General features: G+C 65.1%; 1 protein-coding gene and 1 pseudogene. One reads left to right on the forward strand and one right to left on the reverse strand.

Annotated features, from left to right (window positions below; translation table 11 throughout):
* Positions 1-43 precede the first annotated feature (43 nt).
* On the forward strand, positions 44-1,231 hold the full coding sequence (locus tag RMN95_RS16215) for a DUF222 domain-containing protein (RefSeq protein ID WP_309617942.1): 1,188 nt from the start codon (positions 44-46) through the stop codon (positions 1,229-1,231).
* Positions 1,232-1,309: 78 nt separating this feature from the next.
* Here RMN95_RS16215 and RMN95_RS16220 read toward each other — a convergent pair.
* Positions 1,310-1,928 (reverse strand): annotated as a pseudogene (locus RMN95_RS16220) (Asp-tRNA(Asn)/Glu-tRNA(Gln) amidotransferase GatCAB subunit B); the annotation flags it as partial.

Genomic DNA, 1,928 nt, shown 5'->3' on the forward strand with positions numbered 1-1,928 from the left:
CACTGCTCGGGATGCCTCGTAGCTCGTATTGTTCGGCTCTATTGTGATCGTCGACGACGTTGAACATGTCGAGATTGGTGGGGCCGAATCGCTCGAACCGTGGCTCGGGGCTGTGGGGATGGCCGTGCAATCCGCCACTCCAGGGGTCGACGCCGCGCAGGCAATCCGCTCCGGCCTTGGCAGCCCGACACTGGCCGTCACCGCGCAGCAGCTTGCCTGCGCCGTCGCGACGCTGCTTGCGGAAGCCGACTCACTAGACGTTGACCAACTATTCCTCCGGGCACGGCACTTGCGCGACGAACTAGACCTCGAAGGTGTCGCCGACCGGGAGCAGCAAATCCACAACGAGCGCTCGATCAGGCGAGTGCGGCGGCCCAACGGGCTGAGCCGTTACATAGTCGATCCCGACCTCGAATCGGGAGCGTGGTGGGACGACCTCTACGACAAGCTCACCGCCCCGCGACGCGGCGTGTGTTTCGTCGACGACGCCGAGCGTGCCTGGGCGGACAAGGTCAACGCCGAACTCGGCACGGCGCACGAACGCACCACCGACCAGTACGTGCACGACGCGATCACCGAGCTGTTGCGAATCGGAGCCACTGCCGAAAGCCCACAGAGTCGCAAAATTATTGGCGCCCGCCAACCCTCTGTGCGCGTGCTTGTCACGGTAGATGCACTCACCAACCGGGCTGGACTGGGACACATCGAAGGCATCGACATCCCCGTGTCGATCGCCACGGTCGAACGGATCGCCTGCACCTCAGGCACCATTCCCCTCGGATTCGACGACACCGGCCAGGCGCTCAATCTCGGCAGAGAACAGCGACTCTTCAGCCTTCGGCAGCGCATCCTTCTCGCCGCGAGAGATGGCGGCTGTATGTTCCCCTTCTGTGATCGACCACCCAGCTGGACAGAAGCCCACCACATCAAACACTGGCAACGAGATCACGGGAAAACCGACCTGGCCGACGGTATTCTGCTGTGCCGACATCACCACATGCTCGTTCACAACAACGGCTGGGAAATTGTTCGCGACTCCTCTGCCGAGGGGCAGTGCTTCCAACTCATTCCGCCGACAGCGATCGACCCCACCCAGACGCCGCGGCCGCTACCCACCAAAAGCGCGGCCCTGCGCGACCTGATGGCACCGGCTCGGGCCCACCGCGCCCTGGGCGTCGACCGCAGCGCAGGGGTCATCCGTTCCCCGGATTGCGATCATGCCCTGGTCTGACCGAGCGCGACGCCGCCAGGCCCCGGTGGTCGGACATGCTGCGGTATGTCGCCCAGCTCGGGCCGCGCTTCGCTGCTACTACTGCTGCGCCCGCTCCAGGACCAACTCGCGCACGCGGGCAGCGGCCGCCGTGCCTTTCATTGCCTTCATCACGGCACCGATGACGGCGCCAGCGGCCTGCACTTTCCCCTCGCGAATCTTCTCGAGCACGTCTGGTTGCGCCGCAAGCGCCTCGTCAATCGCCGCGATGAGAGCGCCGTCGTCTGACACCACCTTCAGACCGCGAGACTCCACGACCCCAGCGGGCGAACCCTCCCCCGCAATGACTCCTTCGAGCACCTGGCGGGCAAGCCGATCGGTAAGCTCACCGGACTCGACAAGGGCGACCAGAGCAGCAACATCGGTCGGGGTGATGAGCGATGAGGCATCCACGGACGAAAGGTTAGCCAGTCGCGCGATCTCGCCCGTCCACCATTTGCGGGCCTGGGCGGGGGCAGCGCCGGCCGCCACCGTCTCGTCGATCTCGACCAGTAGGCCCGAATTGACCACATCCTGGAACTCAAGGTCGGTGAACCCCCACTCCCCCTGCAGTCGCTTTTTGCGCAGCGACGGCGCCTCTGGCAGCGCCGCACGCAGCTCCTCGATCAACTCAAGTGACGGCTCGACAGGCAGGAGGTCAGGCTCCGGAAAGTAGCGG

This window comes from Salinibacterium sp., from assembly GCF_031364185.1.
Lineage (GTDB): Bacteria > Actinomycetota > Actinomycetes > Actinomycetales > Microbacteriaceae > Rhodoglobus.